We start from the raw sequence: 15192 nt of genomic DNA on the forward strand, positions 1-15192 counted from the left end.
GCCCGTCCCCACGGGTGGCGTGGGCCCCTGGCCGATGGCGCCGGCGCTCACCGGCCGGGCCGTGCGGCCTCTCCTGGGGGCGCCGTGATCCAGTCCATCGACTACGCGGCCATCGCGCCGCCGCTGATCCTCGCGGTGTGGGCCGGGCTGGTGCTGCTGCTCGACGCCTTCCTGCCGCGCGGGCCGCGTACGCCCGCCCTGCTCGGCGCCGTCACGCTCGCCGGGGTGCTGGCGGCACTGGGCGCCGTCGTCGCGCAGGCCGTGCGCGCGACCGACATGGAGACCTTCTGCGTCCCGCCCATCTCGCCCGCGGGGCACCCCTCGTGCTCGTTCGTCGTGGACGGCCTCACGCTGGTCTTCGGCGGCATCGTGCTGGCCACCGGCGTGGTCGTGGTGCTGCTGTCGGCCGCGCAGCTCGCCGACCGGTCGATTCCGGCCGGCGAGTGGTACTTCCTGCTGCTGTGCACGCTGACCGGCGCGATCACCCTACCCGCCTCGCGCGACCTGATCATGCTGGTGGTGGCGCTGGAGTTGGCGTCGCTCCCGGTCTTCGCGCTCGCGGCGCTCAAACGGTACGACGCCCGCGGCTCGGAGGCCGCGCTGAAGCTGTTCCTCGTCTCGGTGATCTCCACGGCCGTGATGCTCTTCGGGGTCTCGCTGCTGTACGGCATCACCGGCTCGGTCCACCTCGACCGCGTCGGCGCCGGCCTGTCCCGGCCCGGGGCGCTCCCGGACTCCGCGTTCGGCCTCGCCGGCTCGGGAGGCGCGCCCGCCGGCGTGCTGACCGTCGCCGTCGTCCTGGTGCTGGCCGGGTTCGCGTTCAAGGTCGCCGCCGTGCCGTTCCACCTGTGGGCCGGGGACGTCTACCAGGGCGCCCCGGTGCCGGTGGCGGCGCTGCTGTCGGTGATCTCCAAGGCCGCCGGATTCGCCGGCCTCATCGTCGTCCTGACCATCGCCCTCGCGGGGCAGGCGCGCCTGTGGGCGCCGATCGTCGCGGTGCTCGCCGCCCTAACCATGACCGCGGGCAACCTGCTAGCCCTGCGGCAGCGCCAGGCCGTGCGGCTGCTCGCCTGGTCGTCGGTCGCCCAGTCCGGGTACGTCCTGGCCCCGCTCGGCGCCGGCAGGGCTTCGGCCGGGGCCGCCATCGCGTACCTGGCCATCTACGCGGCGATGAACACCGGCGCGTTCGCCGTCGTGATGCTGGTCGGCCGCGGCCGCGAGCGCACCACGCTGGACGACTACCGGGGCCTGGCGTTCCGCAGCCCCGCCGCCGCGCTCGCGCTGGCGTTCTTCCTCATCTGCCTCGCCGGGCTGCCGCCGGGCCTCGCCGGCCTGTTCGCCAAGATCGTGGTGTTCCGGGAGATCGTCGACGGCGGCCTCGCCTGGCTGGCCGTCGTCATGGCCGTCAACACCGTGATCGGGCTCTACTACTACATCGCCTGGACCGCCCGCCTGTTCACCCCCGACCCCGTGCCCGCCGCCGCGCCGGGCCGCCTGCCCGCACGGCCGGTGGCGGTCGCCATCGGCGTGGCGCTCGCGGTGTCCGTGGCCTTCTCCGTCGCGCCGCAACTGGTGCTCTCCGCCGTCGGCTGACCCCGCAGCGACCCCGCCCCCGTCCGGCTGACCGGATCCGGGGAACGTTCGACCAGGCCACAAGCGTTGCCAGGGTGGAGCGGACATCGGAAAGGGGGAAGCGTGCACAACAACGGCCTGCGTACCGCCGTCCTGCTCGGCGCCCTGACCGCGGCGATCCTCGCGGTGGGAGCCTGGGTGGGGGGCGGCCGGGGTATGCAGCTGGCCGTCTTCGTCGCGCTGGTGACCAACGGCATCGCCTACTTCTTCTCCGACCGCATCGCCCTGTCGGCCATGCGGGCCCGCCCCGTGGGCGAGGTCGAGCAGCCCGCCCTGTACCGCGTGGTGCGCGAGCTGTCGAACGAGGCCCGGCAGCCGATGCCGCGGCTGTACATCTCGCCGACCGTCCAGCCGAACGCCTTCGCCACCGGGCGCAACCCGCGCCGGGCGTCCATCTGCGTCACCTACGGGCTGCTGCAGATCCTCGACGAGCGCGAGCTGCGGGGGGTCGTCGCCCACGAGCTGTCACACGTCTACAACCGCGACATCCTGCTCTCCTCGGTCGCGGCGGCGCTCGCCACGATGATCACGTACTGCAGTTACGTCGCCGTCTTCTTCGGCGGCTCGGGGGACGACGACGAGGGCCCCGGGTTCCTCGGGGCGCTGCTGATGATGTTCCTCGGCCCCGTGGCCGCCGGGGTGATCCAGATGGCGATCTCCCGCTCCCGCGAGTTCCAGGCCGACGAGTCGGGCGCGCGCCTCACCGGCGACCCGCTCGGCCTCGCCTCGGCGCTGCGCAAGATCGAGATGGGCGCGCGGCGGCTGCCCCTCCCCGAGCAGAGCCGCCTGACCTCCGCCTCCCACCTGATGATCGCCAACCCCTTCCGCGGCACCGGGGTGGGCAGGCTCTTCGCCACCCACCCCTCCACCGCCGCCCGAGTGGCCCGCCTCGAACGCATGGCCGGCTACCGCCGCTGACCCGCTTCCCTAGGCAGCCCGTCTGACGTGCACGGCCAGGCGGCCCCCCGGCCTCGCCGCCTGTGAGCGGACGGGGAGGCCGGGTCGGATCGGGGATCACTCCCCGGGCAGCCACCAGGCCCACACCCCGGCCCGCAGGCGGAAGGAGTCGGCCTTCTTCAGCCCGCCCGTGGACGGGTTCACCCCGCGCGCGACGGCGTGCGAGAAGTCGCCGGCCGCGTCCAGGCGCAGCGACCAGAGCGTGAGCGCGCCCGACCGCGTCCACATCAGGTGGTAGGGCAGCTCGTTGCCCGCCAGCCCCATCTCGACGGCCGGGGACACCGCGTCGGTCGACAGGTCGTACTGCCGCAGGCGCGGCTTGCCCGACGTCGAGAAGATGACGACGCCCACCGTCACGCCGTCGTCGGCCAGGGCGACCGGCGCGTTGTTCGACACGACCTGCGGCACCTCGCGGCTCTCGCCGGTGCTGCCGTCGATGCCGTAGACGGAGAACGCGGTGGTGTTGTCCTCGGTGAACCGCGACGTCAGCACCTGCCTGCCGTCCGGGCTGAGCCCCTGGACGGCGTCCCCGCCCGGCAGGCGCTCGACGTCTCCCGCCGTGAGGTCGACGGCCAGGGTGGGCAGCTTGCCGGCCTCGTCGGTGTAGTCGATGACCAGCACGGTGCCGTCGTGCGACAGGGTGGGGTTCACATCGCCCATGCCGATGCCCTTCGGCACCCGCCCGGCCCCGCCGGGAAGGGCGCGCGCCTTGCCGCCGGCGGCCCGGTTCCAGACCAGCCGTCCGTCGGACTTGCGGAAGTACACCAGGCGGCTGCCGTCCCCGCTCACGGCCAGCGGCGCGCTGTTCTCCCTGTCGACCCCGCCGCCGGGCTCACGGGGGAACACCACCGCGTCGCCCAGCACGACCTTGCGCCCACTGCGAAGGTTCAGCGTCCACGCGCCGCACGGCACGGTGGAGCCCTTCTTCGGGCACTCGTCCACCCACGCGTAGCGAATGGCCTCCCCGGCCGCCGCCGCGTCCCGGCCCCCGGCGGACGCGGCACCCGTCCCCGCCTGCGCCGGACCGCTCAGCACGGTCGCCGCCAGCCCGCCGGCCACCACACAGGCGGCAAGCGTGCGCGCTACCTTCATGGGCGCACTCCTTTCGTCATCCCTAATAGATGTCATGACGAGGAGAAAAGTTGTGTCACGATTCAGCGTCGACTCCCTCCCCACCAGACCCGCACGCCCCAGGCGGCGTCCCCTGGGACCGCCCGACACGTCCGCCCCGCGCCGCGTCCCTGGGGACGCCTGACACGTTCCGCCCCGCGCCGCGTCCCCTAGGGGCGCCCGACACGTCCCGCCCCGCGCCGCGTTCCCTAGGGGGCGCCCGACACCGTCCCGCCCCGCGCCGCCTCCCGTAAGAACGCCCAACACATCCGACGGCCCTTGGATGCGATCGGTAGATCGGGACCCACGCGACGCCGGCCGCCGCGGTCCAGCGGTTGGGCATCGGCCAGGCGACCCGGCCGTCCCTCCCCGGAGGGCGGCTGCGGGCCCAGGCGCGCCGCGAGCAGTCGCCGGGCAGCCTCGTCCCGCTGCGGGCAGTTCTCGGCATGCCGCGGGCAGTCCTCGTTCCGCCGCGGGCAGTCCTCAACTCAACCTGAACGGAAATGTTTTCCTGTGGCGTCGCCGAAGGGGATGCCTGCTCGGCCCAGGCCGTCTACCGTCACGGATATGGGGCACTCCTCCTTCAGCATCCGGCTGAACGACGTGCAGACCGAGGCTCTGCTGCGCCAGGCCACTCTGGAAGGGCGCAGGGTCGAGGACATCATCCGCAGCGCCGTGCAGCGGCACATCGAGGCCAGGCAGGTCGCGATCGCCCTCATCGCCCGCTGGAGCCTCGACCGTGAGGACCTCGACGACGCCGCCGCCGCGCTCGACGTCGAACCGCTGACCGACGAGGAGTGGGCCCAGGCCACCCGCCCGCCGATCACCCGGACGCGGGTGTCATGATCCCAGGTCGCGTCCTCGACGTCAGCGCCCTCATCGACATCGCCGTAGCCAAGACGCGCTACTCCCGCCACATCGTGGCCATGTGCCTGTACCGCGGCGGCGGCCTCTGCGTCCCGTCGACCGCCCTGGCGGCCGTCTACTCCATAGCCCCCCTGGACACCCAGGCCGAGCTGTTCGACCTCCTGGCCGGCCCCGGCGTCACCATCGACGACCTCACCGCCGGCAAGGCCCCCGACATCGGCGAACTCCTGGACGGCTCCAACGACGTCGTGGCCGGCCACGTCGTCTGGTGCGCCCGCAACACCCACTGGCCCGTCCTCACCGACCGAGGCGACCACCTCACCCTCCTGGACCCCCGAGTCATGATCGACCCCATCCCCTGACCCAAGGCCCCACCGGCCGCAGACGGGCTCAGGCCTGGACGCCCCCGGCAGAAGCAGCCCTCCGCCCAGCCGACCGTCCCAGCGCCCACCCAGGCGGGTGACATCGGTGCCTGCCCCCGAGGCGGCCGTGCCACCCCTGTCTGCCTCCTCAGGCGGCCGTGCCACCGGTGCCTGCTCCGGACGGCCGTGACAGTGGCACCTGCCCCTGGCGGCCGTGACAGTGGCACCTGCCCCTGGCGGCCGTGACAGTGGCACCTGCACGGGTGGCGTGAGACCGGCGCCTACCCGGACGGTCGTGATAGCAGCGTCCCCACCCCGCACTTGCTTACATGATTACAATAGCCGCGAATCAACTCCAGCCGATCAAGGCACGCCCGGACGCAGCCACCATAGGAGTGATCACGCGTGATCGTCGAATACATCCGCTACCGCGTGCCGTCCGAGCGCGCGGAGGAGTTCGAAGCGGCATACCAGCGAGCGGCCGCGTCCCTGGCGAGCGCGCCGCAGTGCGTGGACTACGAACTCGCCCGGTCCACCGAAGAGCCCGGCGTCTACATCCTGCGCATCACATGGACGTCGGCCAAGGACCACCTGGAAGGCTTCCGCCGAGGCGACCTCTTCCCGGCCTTCTTCGCCGAGATCCGCCCCTACGTGGACGACATCGAGGAGATGCGCCACTACGAACGCACCCCCGTGCACGGCCCGGGAGCCTCGGCCCCCACCCTCTACACCTGGGCGGGCGGCGCCGATGCGTTCGAGCGGCTCACCGAGAGGTTCTACGAGCTCGTCCTCGCCGACGACCTGATCGGCCCCCTGTTCAAGGGCATGGACCCCGGCCACCCCCGCTTCGTGGCGATGTGGCTGGCCGAAGTCTTCGGCGGCCCCGCCCGCTACACCGCCGAGCGCGGCGGCTACCCCCACATGCTCTCCATGCACCTGGGCAAGGCGATCACCGAACCGATGCGCCGCCGCTGGGTGAGCCTGCTGACAGACGCCGCCGACGAGGTAGGGCTCCCCGACGACCCCGAGTTCCGCGCCGCCTTCACCGGCTACATCGAATGGGGCACCCGCCTGGCCCTGTCCAACTCCCAGCCCGGAGCCCATCCCCCCAAGAACGCCCCCGTCCCCCACTGGGGCTGGGGCGTAGCCCCTCCCTACATCGCCTGACCCCCAACAGGAGACCGAGCCCCACGCCGCCGTAAGAAGAGACCCCCTCCCGGCGCCGGCCGTCCCGCGCTTCCCGCGAGAGCTACGATCCGCTCATGTCGCACCTGGGACTGATCACCCTCGTCGTCCGTGACTACGACGAGGCCATCGCCTTCTACGTGGACGTCCTCGGCTTCGAGCTCCTGGAGGACACCGTCCTCGACGAGCGCAAGCGCTGGGTGACCGTCCGCCCCAGAGGGGCCAGGGAGACCGCCCTCCTGCTGGCCCGCGCGGCCACCCCCGACCAGGAGACCCGGATCGGTGACCAGACCGGCGGCAGGGTGGGCATGTTCCTCTACACCGACGACTTCACCCGCGACCACGACCGCTTCACCTCAGCAGGCGTACGTTTCATCAGACCCCCGAGCCACGAGCCCTACGGCACCGTAGCCGTCTTCGAAGACCTATACGGCAACCGCTGGGACCTCCTCCAACCCACAACCCCACCCGACGCTCCCACAACGACACCCCCCACGCACAACTCAGCCAAGACGCCTAGCAGCTAAGAGACCGAGCATCCCCGAGCAAAGCCGGCCGAGGCATAAAGCGTCCGGGAACGGGCGGCCGAGGCATAAAGCGTCCGAGGACGGGCGGCCGAGGCATAAAGCGTCCGAGGGACGAGTGGCCAAGGCGCAGAGCGCCGGGAACGAAGCGTCCGGGAGGCGCAGAGCGGGCCGAGGCATGCCGCGTCCGGGGGGCGAAGCCGGCCGAGGCGTGCAACGTCCGGAGGGTGGAGCGGCCGAGGTGCATGCGGCCGACGAACGGAGCAGCCGACGCGAAGTGCCGGGGGCGAACTGACCGAGGCAAGCCGCGACCCAAGGCAAAACCGAGGCAAGCCGCGACCCAAGGCAAAGCTTCCGAAGGCGGAGCTGCCCAAGGCGTAAAGCGTCAGCGGACGGAGCGGCCGAGGCGCAAGAGAGACTCCCGCCCCCGTGCGCCCCGGATCTCCTGATGGCTCCTGAACCGAACGTGACGCTCAGCTCGGCCCCATGACCGCCCGATCGCTACCTGTAGTTGGTGAACTGCAGGGCGATGTCCAGATCCTTGCCCTTGAGCAGGGAGATGATGTCCTGGAGCTCATCCTTCTTCTTCGAGCTCACCCGCAGCTCGTCCCCCTGGATCTGCGCCTTGACGCCCTTGGGCCCCTCATCGCGAATGATCTTGGAGATCTTCTTGGCGTGCTCCTGGTCGATGCCCTCCTTGAGGCTCACGACCAGGTGGTACTCCTTGCCAGACAGCTTAGGCTCACCGGCGTCGAGCACCTTCAGAGACAGACCCCGCTTGATGATCTTCTCCTTGAACACGTCGAGGACGGCGCTCGCGCGCTCCTCGCTGTTCGCCTTGATCTGGATGTCGTCCTGCCCCGACCAGGCGATGCTCGCCCCCGTGCCCTTGAAGTCGAAGCGGTGCCCGACCTCCTTGACCGTCTGGTTCAGCGCGTTGTCGACCTCCTGCCGGTCGATCTTGCTAACCACGTCGAAACTACTGTCGGCCATCGGTGTAGGTGTCCTCTCTCGTCCCCCCGACCCTAGCGACCCAGACCCCCCCGCGTGCAGACCACCACCGCACCGCCGGGTGTCACAGCCACGCTGGAAGTCCGCTATTCTTCTTGCTGTCACCGCGCAAGCGAAGACACGGCAGGTTGCCCGAGTGGCCAAAGGGAGCGGTCTGTAAAACCGTCGGCTCAGCCTACGCAAGTTCGAACCTTGCACCTGCCACCGGGAATTTTCCCAGCTCAGAGGCCCCCCGGGGCCTCTTTTGCTTTCCAGGGGCATGCAGTCAGACGCAGCTAGAAGCGGTCGTTTGTCACTGCTCCCGGCATGTACGCGGAATGGATCATGATCCGTTTACCCGTGTTGGCTACCCACCCCACCACCGTCGGCGAGATCCACCCGAAGGTCGGCCACTGTCAACGTCACTATCTGTAAGAGTCGGTTCTCGCCCTGCTTGAGTCACAGAGACTACTTCGTCCGCGTCTCACGAGAGTCTGACAGAGAGTGCGACGGCAGGGCCGCCGTCTCATCCACTACGCCGGTGCGATGAGGGCCGCGTAGTGCTCGGCCGTGGTTGGCTGGTCGGACAGTGATCCGTCCCCGCGGGGGATGTCAAGCGGTTGACCATTGCGCGTGAATGCGACGGCGGTGATGTCGGGCTGGCTGGTGAGGGTGCAGACGATCTGACCGAAGGCGAGGATCTCGTCGGTGCGACTGGTGTCGGTGAGGCTGTCGATCACCTCGACGGTGGCGACGGTGCCGACAACACGGATGCCGGTGATCGTGGTGGTGCCGGTCAGGGCGCTGGTGATGTCGGCGTCCTCTTCGGCGTCGGTGGGTCCGGTCAGCAGCGCCTGACGCAGGTCGTCGACGGTGGCGGGCATGCGGGCGCGGCGTACCACGGCGACGAGCTTGTCGTTGCGCAGGAAGTAGATGGGCTGCGCGACGGTGCCTTCCGGCCGCTGGTCGGGCCCGGCGGGCGGTGAGGGTTCGGACAGCCCGCGCGAGGGTGGTAGCTCGCGCGGTGTCTGTTCTGCGGGTACGCCACACCCAGCGGGCAGTAAAGCGATGGCGGTGGCCAGGGTGGCCAGGGTGGCCAGGGTGGCCAGGCGGCGGGTCATGGGGTGCATACGGGGAGTTCGACGTGGAACCGGGCGCCTCCACCGGGCCGGTCATGCACGGTGACGCGCCCGCCGTGGGCGTGGGCGTGTCGTGTGACGAGAGCCAGGCCGAGGCCGGTGCCGTCGGTGTTGCCCCGTGCGTTGGCGTTTCGTCCGCGGACGAAACGACCGAAGATGATCTGTTTGTCGTCGTCGGTGACGCCGGGACCCTGGTCGTCGACATCGAGGAAGCAGGTTCCGGCGGTGGCACCGATGCGCACGGAGGTGGGCCCGCCGGCGTATCGGACGGCGTTGTCGAGCAGGTTGCCGAGCAACTGGGTGACACGGCGCCGGTCGACGTGCCAGGTGACGTCTATGCCGGCGTCGACGGTGACAAGGCTGTCGGGCAGGCCACGGGAACGGCATGCCTGACGGGCCAGATCGGCGACGTCGACCGGGCCACGCTCGACGGGCTGGTCGCTGCGAGCCAGTTCCAGCAGGTCGGTGACGAGTGCCTGAAAGCGTGTGACTTCGGCTGCGACGAGGTGGGCGGCGGTCGCGGTGCGCGCGTCGAGGTGCTCGCGGCGGCGGGTCAGGACACTGGTGGCCGCGGACAGTGTCTGCAGGGGGGAGCGCAGTTCGTGGCTGACGTCGGCGGCGAAGCGGCGGTCGCGCCGCAGGCGTTGCGACAACTCGTCGACCATCTGGTTGAAGGAGGTGGTGAGCCGTTCCAGGTCCGGTTCGGTGGTGGGGTCGAGTCGGGTGCCGTAGCCGCCGGCGGTGATGGATTCGGCGGCGTCGGCGACCGCCGTGAGGGGCCGTAGGGCGTAGCGGGTGGTGTACCAGCCCAGCGCCGCTCCGGCCGCGGCGGTCATGATCGCCACGGCGGTGAGGCTCACCGACAGCAGGTACAGGGTGGATTCGAGTTCCTCCAGGGAGCCGATCTGGTAGAACGTGGTCGACGCCGACAGCGGTATCGCCACCACGAGGGCGGGTCGCCCGTTGGCGTGCGTCCGCTGCATCGCGGCGCGGCCGGGCTGGGCGAAGTCACGAAGGGTTCGGGGGATGGCGGTCCCCACGTCGACGCCGGCGTCGACGGCGTACCAGGTGCCGTCCCGGTGCAGCACCGACAGTCGGTTCTCACCGGTGTCGAGGGTGCGCAGGATCTGCGCGACGTCGGGCTTGTCGCCGTCGAGGCCCTCGCGCACGACGTCGGCGTCGGAGGTGGCGGCCCGCGCGATGGTGCGTTCGCGTTCCTCGATGAGCAGGTCGCGGGTCAGTTGGTAGGACACCAGCGCCATCGCCGCCGACAGGGTCAGCGCGCTGACGGTGAAGCCGGCGGTGACCCGGGTGCGCAGGCCGGTACGTTTCATCGTTGCAGCTTGTAGCCGAGGCCACGGACGGTGACCACGTGCCGGGGGGTGCGCGGGTCGTGCTCGATCTTGTGGCGGAGCCGGCCGACGTGCACGTCGACGATGCGTTCGTCGCCGGTGTCGTACTCCCACACCCGTTGCAGCAGCTGCTGGCGTGACAGCACCCGGCCCGGGTGATCAGCCAGCTCGCACAGCAGTCGGAACTCGGTGCGGGTGAGCGCGACCGCGTCGCCGGCCAGCCGGACCTCGCCCGCCTCGGGGATGATCTCCAGGTCGCCGAACCGCAGTGCGGGTACCGGCTCGGCCAGGGTGGTGCGCGAGCGCCTGCGCAGGGCCCGCAGCCGCGCGGACAGTTCCTTGACGGCGACGGGCTTGACGACGTAGTCGTCGGCGCCGGCTTCCAGTGCGGCGACGATGTCATGGGTATCGTCGCGGGCGCTGACCACGACGATCGGCACGTCGTCGTCGCGGCGCAGCTGCCGGATCGCCTCGAAGCCGTCCATCCCGGGCAGCATAAGGTCGACCAGGACGGTGTCGGCCGGCTCGGCGCGATGTGCGCGCAGTCCTTCCTCCGCGGTGCCGGCTCCCCGCACGGTGTATCCCTCGTCTTCCATGGCCAGCATCAGTGACAGGCGGATCCGGTCGTCGTCCTCGATCACCAGCACTGCGCTCATGTTTGCATCATCGCCTGTTCCGGGCAGGCGCGCGCAGGCGCGGTGGCTCCGGACGGGTTTGTCATCCGACTGTCATACCTGCGTGTAGTGACCGCCATACCGCCCGAGCATCCTCGTAGCAGGCGCTGGCGGGAGGTGTGGACATGCGGAGGCCGGTGACACCGGCGCCGCGCGCCCGCGCCGTCGCGGTGGTGCGGGTCCGAGTCGATCAACCTGGATCCGGCATCCGCCGGTCAGGCCGGTGCCGTGCTCGACGCCGCTCTGGGCCGGTGCCTGGCGCGGCTGGTCGTCGACTCGGCCGGTTGTGCGTTCACCGACGCAGCCGGCATCGCCCCGCCGGCGCGCATCGGCCCGCCGGGACGACGGGCGGCTGCAGCCGCGATCGGCCCGTCCCCTGGTTCGGCGCGTCCGCACCTCGCCCGCGTCGACGGCGTCCCGCGCCTCGGCACGAAAGCCCGCTATGACGAATCGCACCATGCTTTGCGAGACATGCCACGAGGAGGGTAGATCATGACTGTTTCAGGAATCATCACCGCGTTGATCGTCGGTTTGATCGTCGGCGCGCTGGGGCGCTGGATCGTCCCGGGTAAGCAGAACATCCCGATCTGGGTGACCATGGCCATCGGTGTGGTGGCCGCCCTGCTGGGCACCATCCTCGCCCGGGCCGTCGGCATCGACACCTCCGGCTTCAGCCTGCTTACCCTGCTGGTCCAGATCGGCCTGGCCGCTCTCGGGGTGGTGGTGGTCGCCGGTACGGCCAGACGCCGCCGTACGCCCGAAGCGCAGTGACCGACCCGGCCCCATCGCCTGCTCACAACTGTGGAGGTACCACCCATGCGTGCCCTGCTCATCGCCGTCGGCACCGTCGCTCTGGTGCTCATCCTGCTCGGCGTCATCATCGAAGCCGTGCAGTGGCTGCTGATCATCGGTCTGGTCGCGCTCGTCGCGGCGATCGTCCTCGGTGTCGTGCACGCCCGCCGTGCGTTGCATGAGCATTAGCACCCGGCATGCCGTGCCAGGTGAACGATCGACAAGGAAGGCGACCCCCATATGTCCGGCTACGGCGTGCAACTGGCGCTGGTGCTGACGCTGGTGCTGCTCAACGCCGTGTTCGCCGGCAGCGAGATGGCCCTTGTCACCTTGCGTGACAGCCAACTGCGGCGCCTGGAACGCACCTCGCGCGGCGGACAGGTTCTGGCGCGACTGGCCCGCGACCCGAACCGGTTCCTCGCCACCATCCAGATCGGCATCACCCTAGCCGGGTTCCTGGCCTCTGCCGCCGCGGCGGTTTCCCTGGCAGAACCGTTGATCGCCCCGCTGGGCTTCCTCGGCTCTGCCGCCGAACCCTCCGCCATCGTGCTGGTCACCGTCGTACTCGCGTTCATCACCCTGGTGCTGGGCGAGCTGGCACCCAAACGCATCGCCATGCAACGTGCCGAAGGGTGGGCACTGCTCGTCGCACGCCCGCTGAACCTGCTCGCCACTGCGTCCCGCCCGGCGGTGTGGCTGCTCGGCAAGTCCACCGACATGGTCGTGCGGCTCACCGGCGGCGACCCGCACGCCGCCCGCGAAGAGGTAGGCATCGAGGAAATCCGCGACATGGTCGCCACGCAACGCGGTTTCTCCGCCGAGCAGCGCACCATCATCAGCGGCGCATTCGAGATCGCCGACCGGATCCTGCGCGAGATCCTCGTCCCGCGCCGCGACGTGACCCACCTGCCCGCCACCCTGCCCGCTGCTGAGGCGCTACGCAGGCTCATCGACTCCGGACGTTCCCGCGCCCCCGTGACCGGGCCCGTCGGCCTCGACGACGTCGTCGGCATCGTGCACCTGCGCGACCTCATCGACGCCGACGGTGCGGTCGGTGAGCACACCAGCCTGCCGCCGTTCCTGCCGGAAACCCTGAAGGTCTCCGACGCCCTGCGGCAGATGCGTCAGCAGCGCCAGCAGTTCGCGCTGGTCGTCGACGAACGCGGCTCCGTCGACGGCATCGTCACCATGGAGGACCTCGTCGAGGAGATCGTCGGCGAGATCTACGACGAGACCGACCGTGACGTGCAAGCCGTCGTGCACGAACCCGACGGCGTGATGCTTCTGGCCGGTGCCTTCCCTCTGCACGACCTGGCCGACATCAGCGTCGACCTCGGCGACGAGCCGGACGGCGACTACACCACCATCGCCGGGTTGGTCCTGGCCCGCCTCGGCCACATTCCCACCGCCGCCGGTGAGCAGGTCGACCTCGGCCGGCACACCGCGCAGGTCGTCGAGGTCACCGGACACGCCATCACCAAGATCCGACTGCGCCCCCGCACGAACAACCCGGTCGACGATGCGGAGACGCCGGCGGCGCAATCGGCGTCGGCGTAGGCCTGCCGGCGGTCAACCGACACGCCTGGCACAGAAGTCCGGCAGGACAAGCCACTTCGGCCGCCGCGGTGGGTGAGCCGGGTGGGCTCTCCGGCGCGTAGCGCGGCGTCCACCTGGGCCTCGGCCTCGCGTTGGCGGCCCCTTCCGACCGGTGGCGCGCCTGTGGAGATGATCGTACGCAGGCTCGGGATGTGGTGCGCCGGCTACCGCTTCCCGACGGTGTAGGTCAGATGTGTCACCCGGGATGACGCAAACCAGAAACACTACGCTCACCTGCCCGCCAAGATCATGAACGACTCACGGTGACGCAGCAGAACCCCTTGCCACCACCGAATCTGCGACAGAGCCGTCAACTGGACACCCCCGATCGCACCCGCTGGTCGGTGCGGAGGCCGCCTACTTCGGGGGAGGGGGTGGTGCCTGGTGAGGTGGGCGGGATCACTGATTGGGGGGTGTGTCTTGCTTTATTTCGGAGGGCGGCCGAAAGTTTCATTCGATGTTTGTGCACTCCATCGTAGGCCGTGAGGCTTAACCAGGGGTGATGTTGTTTTGTTAGAGGCTGGCACTTCGCAATCTTTCGGGGAGCGCTGACATCTCGTCAGGGTGGGACGAACACTGGCGCCATCGACAGGGCCCACGCACTGTCGTGCCAGGTCACTCGCCCTGCGGCCTGGTCCTTCTGGCGTCGGCTGTGTGGCGAGCGGGCAATCTCGCCGTGTCGTGCGCGGCCGACGCGTGGTTGCCGTCGTCCCTGGCCGCCGACGGCTCCGCCGGGTCCACGCCGCCTGACCCACGCCAGCCCTCATGAGGAGGAAGCGCGCACATGAACGACGTCCCCGCCCGCCCGAAGAGCCCCAGACGCATCAGGGTGCTTCTCGGCCGTGCCTTCGCCGTGGCGCTGGCCGCGGTGCTGACGATGGTGCCCGGCATCGCCAACGCGGCCATCACCACCAACCAGACCGGCACGAACAACGGCTACTTCTACTCGTTCTGGACCGATAGCAACGGCACGGTCTCGATGGAACTCGGATCCGGCGGCAACTACAGCACCTCATGGCGTAACACCGGAAACTTCGTCGCCGGCAAGGGGTGGGCCACCGGCTCACGCAGGACCGTGAGCTACTCGGGGAGCTTCAACCCGTCGGGCAACGCCTATCTGACCCTCTACGGATGGACGAGAAACCCGCTCGTGGAGTACTACATCGTCGACAACTGGGGCACCTACCGGCCCACGGGGACGTACAAGGGCACCGTCACCAGCGACGGCGGCACGTACGACATCTACCAGACGACGCGCTACAACGCCCCCTCCATCGACGGCACCCAGACCTTCAACCAGTACTGGAGCGTCCGGCAGTCGAAGAAGACCGGCGGGACCATCACGTCGGGCAACCACTTCGACGCGTGGGCGCGCAACGGAATGAGCCTGGGCAGCCACTACTACATGATCATGGCCACGGAGGGATACCAGAGCAGCGGCAACTCCAACATCACGGTCGGCGACTCCGGTGGCGGCGGTGGCGGCGGCGGTGGCGGTGGCGGCGGCGGTGGCGGCTGCACCGCGACGCTGTCCGCCGGTCAGTCGTGGAGCGACCGGTACAACCTCAACGTCGCGGTCAGCGGCTCCAGCAACTGGACCGTCACGATGAACGTCCCGTCGCCCGCGAAGGTCCTGTCCACCTGGAACATCAGCGCCAGCTACCCCAGCGCCCAGGTGTTGACGGCCAGGCCCAACGGCAGCGGCAACAACTTCGGCGTCACCATCCAGACCAACGGCAACACGACCTGGCCGTCGGTCTCCTGCAGCGCCGGCTGACGTCCCACCCCGCGGAACACCGCACCTGTGGCGGGGGGGGGGGGGGGGGGGGGGGGGGGCGCCCCCCCCGCGCGGGGGCCGCGGGCCCCCCCCCGCCCCCCGGGGCCCCCCGCCCCCGGGGGGGGGGGGGGGGGGGGGGGGGGGGGGGGGGGGGGGGCTGGAGCGTGCCCCTGTGCCGGGGCCGTGTCCCGTCGGGCGGGTGTGGCGTGCCGATTCGTCTGGTCCTTTCCGGCGT

Annotated in this window: 15 protein-coding genes and 1 tRNA gene; 11 read left to right on the forward strand and 5 right to left on the reverse strand. The window is 70.3% G+C overall.

Features of this window, described 5'->3' with window-relative positions:
* Positions 1-84 precede the first annotated feature (84 nt).
* Together PYR91_RS26380 and htpX are read left to right on the forward strand one after the other, a co-directional pair.
* Complete coding sequence (locus PYR91_RS26380) at positions 85-1593, forward strand: NADH-quinone oxidoreductase subunit N (protein ID WP_279783853.1); 1509 nt, start codon at positions 85-87, stop codon at positions 1591-1593.
* A 102-nt stretch (positions 1594-1695) separates the two neighbouring features.
* The gene (gene htpX / locus PYR91_RS26385) at positions 1696-2550 is read left to right on the forward strand and encodes a zinc metalloprotease HtpX (RefSeq protein ID WP_279783854.1); all 855 of its coding nucleotides are present in this window, start codon (positions 1696-1698) and stop codon (positions 2548-2550) included.
* Positions 2551-2646: 96 nt separating this feature from the next.
* On the opposite strand, the gene PYR91_RS26390 is transcribed toward htpX, so the two are convergent.
* Positions 2647-3681, reverse strand: coding sequence for a hypothetical protein (locus PYR91_RS26390; protein ID WP_279783855.1), 1035 nt, complete (start codon positions 3679-3681; stop codon positions 2647-2649).
* A gap of 585 nt (positions 3682-4266) precedes the next feature.
* Between PYR91_RS26390 and PYR91_RS26395 the strand changes: the two genes are divergently transcribed.
* The 4 genes from PYR91_RS26395 (at position 4267) to PYR91_RS26410 (ending at position 6640) form a co-directional block, all read left to right on the forward strand.
* Positions 4267-4545, forward strand: coding sequence for a hypothetical protein (locus PYR91_RS26395; RefSeq protein WP_279783856.1), 279 nt, complete (start codon positions 4267-4269; stop codon positions 4543-4545).
* Positions 4542-4928, forward strand: coding sequence for a hypothetical protein (locus PYR91_RS26400; RefSeq protein WP_279783857.1), 387 nt, complete (start codon positions 4542-4544; stop codon positions 4926-4928). Before PYR91_RS26395 ends, PYR91_RS26400 begins: the two co-directional genes overlap by 4 nt.
* 405 nt (positions 4929-5333) lie before the next feature.
* Positions 5334-6095 (forward strand): antibiotic biosynthesis monooxygenase, encoded by a 762-nt coding sequence (locus PYR91_RS26405; protein WP_279783858.1) that lies wholly within the window; start codon positions 5334-5336, stop codon positions 6093-6095.
* A 95-nt stretch (positions 6096-6190) separates the two neighbouring features.
* A complete protein-coding gene (locus PYR91_RS26410; RefSeq protein WP_279783861.1) occupies positions 6191-6640 on the forward strand; it encodes a VOC family protein in 450 nt (149 codons plus the stop codon).
* Between the two features lie 498 nt (positions 6641-7138).
* Here PYR91_RS26410 and PYR91_RS26415 read toward each other — a convergent pair whose 3' ends face one another.
* Positions 7139-7630, reverse strand: a complete 492-nt coding sequence (locus PYR91_RS26415; RefSeq protein WP_279783888.1) for a YajQ family cyclic di-GMP-binding protein — start codon at positions 7628-7630, stop codon at positions 7139-7141.
* A gap of 140 nt (positions 7631-7770) precedes the next feature.
* Here PYR91_RS26415 and PYR91_RS26420 point away from each other — a divergent pair.
* Positions 7771-7852: transfer RNA gene (locus PYR91_RS26420), tRNA-Tyr, on the forward strand.
* A 308-nt stretch (positions 7853-8160) separates the two neighbouring features.
* Here PYR91_RS26420 and PYR91_RS26425 read toward each other — a convergent pair.
* Genes PYR91_RS26425 through PYR91_RS26435 form a run of 3 tightly spaced genes read right to left on the reverse strand, consistent with a single transcriptional unit; the run spans position 8161 to position 10774 of the window.
* Positions 8161-8748, reverse strand: a complete 588-nt coding sequence (locus tag PYR91_RS26425; protein WP_279783890.1) for a GerMN domain-containing protein — start codon at positions 8746-8748, stop codon at positions 8161-8163.
* Positions 8745-10100: a HAMP domain-containing sensor histidine kinase gene (locus PYR91_RS26430; protein WP_279783892.1), complete on the reverse strand. Its 1356-nt coding sequence runs from the start codon at positions 10098-10100 to the stop codon at positions 8745-8747. Before PYR91_RS26430 ends, PYR91_RS26425 begins: the two co-directional genes overlap by 4 nt.
* Positions 10097-10774, reverse strand: coding sequence for a response regulator transcription factor (locus PYR91_RS26435; protein ID WP_279783894.1), 678 nt, complete (start codon positions 10772-10774; stop codon positions 10097-10099). The genes PYR91_RS26430 and PYR91_RS26435 overlap by 4 nt, the downstream gene beginning before the upstream one ends.
* A 510-nt stretch (positions 10775-11284) precedes the next feature.
* Here PYR91_RS26435 and PYR91_RS26440 point away from each other — a divergent pair.
* From PYR91_RS26440 to PYR91_RS26455, 4 genes are all read left to right on the forward strand, one after another.
* A complete protein-coding gene (locus PYR91_RS26440) occupies positions 11285-11563 on the forward strand; it encodes a GlsB/YeaQ/YmgE family stress response membrane protein (RefSeq protein WP_279783896.1) in 279 nt (92 codons plus the stop codon).
* 45 nt (positions 11564-11608) lie between these two features.
* Positions 11609-11773 (forward strand): hypothetical protein, encoded by a 165-nt coding sequence (locus PYR91_RS26445; protein ID WP_279783898.1) that lies wholly within the window; start codon positions 11609-11611, stop codon positions 11771-11773.
* A 51-nt stretch (positions 11774-11824) separates the two neighbouring features.
* Positions 11825-13141, forward strand: a complete 1317-nt coding sequence (locus PYR91_RS26450) for a hemolysin family protein (protein ID WP_279783900.1) — start codon at positions 11825-11827, stop codon at positions 13139-13141.
* An 823-nt stretch (positions 13142-13964) separates the two neighbouring features.
* Positions 13965-14957 carry a glycoside hydrolase family 11 protein gene (locus PYR91_RS26455; RefSeq protein WP_279783902.1) on the forward strand — a complete coding sequence of 331 codons (993 nt, stop codon included), beginning with the start codon at positions 13965-13967 and terminating at the stop codon, positions 14955-14957.
* Positions 14958-15192: the final 235 nt, after the last annotated feature.

Source organism: Sphaerisporangium sp. TRM90804 (assembly GCF_029846175.1).
In the GTDB taxonomy this organism is placed as follows: Bacteria; Actinomycetota; Actinomycetes; order Streptosporangiales; family Streptosporangiaceae; genus Sphaerisporangium.

Excerpts from the sequence above, each read along its gene's own strand:
- PYR91_RS26415 (WP_279783888.1), bottom strand. The coding sequence starts at position 7,630 with ATGGCCGACAGTAGTTTCGACGTGGTTAGCAAGATCGACCGGCAGGAG.
- PYR91_RS26435 (WP_279783894.1), bottom strand. The coding sequence starts at position 10,774 with ATGAGCGCAGTGCTGGTGATCGAGGACGACGACCGGATCCGCCTGTCA.
- PYR91_RS26455 (WP_279783902.1), top strand. The coding sequence starts at position 13,965 with ATGAACGACGTCCCCGCCCGCCCGAAGAGCCCCAGACGCATCAGGGTG.
- PYR91_RS26430 (WP_279783892.1), bottom strand. The coding sequence starts at position 10,100 with ATGAAACGTACCGGCCTGCGCACCCGGGTCACCGCCGGCTTCACCGTC.
- PYR91_RS26400 (WP_279783857.1), top strand. The coding sequence starts at position 4,542 with ATGATCCCAGGTCGCGTCCTCGACGTCAGCGCCCTCATCGACATCGCC.
- PYR91_RS26390 (WP_279783855.1), bottom strand. The coding sequence starts at position 3,681 with ATGAAGGTAGCGCGCACGCTTGCCGCCTGTGTGGTGGCCGGCGGGCTG.
- PYR91_RS26450 (WP_279783900.1), top strand. The coding sequence starts at position 11,825 with ATGTCCGGCTACGGCGTGCAACTGGCGCTGGTGCTGACGCTGGTGCTG.
- PYR91_RS26425 (WP_279783890.1), bottom strand. The coding sequence starts at position 8,748 with ATGACCCGCCGCCTGGCCACCCTGGCCACCCTGGCCACCCTGGCCACC.
- PYR91_RS26395 (WP_279783856.1), top strand. The coding sequence starts at position 4,267 with ATGGGGCACTCCTCCTTCAGCATCCGGCTGAACGACGTGCAGACCGAG.
- PYR91_RS26445 (WP_279783898.1), top strand. The coding sequence starts at position 11,609 with ATGCGTGCCCTGCTCATCGCCGTCGGCACCGTCGCTCTGGTGCTCATC.
- PYR91_RS26410 (WP_279783861.1), top strand. The coding sequence starts at position 6,191 with ATGTCGCACCTGGGACTGATCACCCTCGTCGTCCGTGACTACGACGAG.
- PYR91_RS26440 (WP_279783896.1), top strand. The coding sequence starts at position 11,285 with ATGACTGTTTCAGGAATCATCACCGCGTTGATCGTCGGTTTGATCGTC.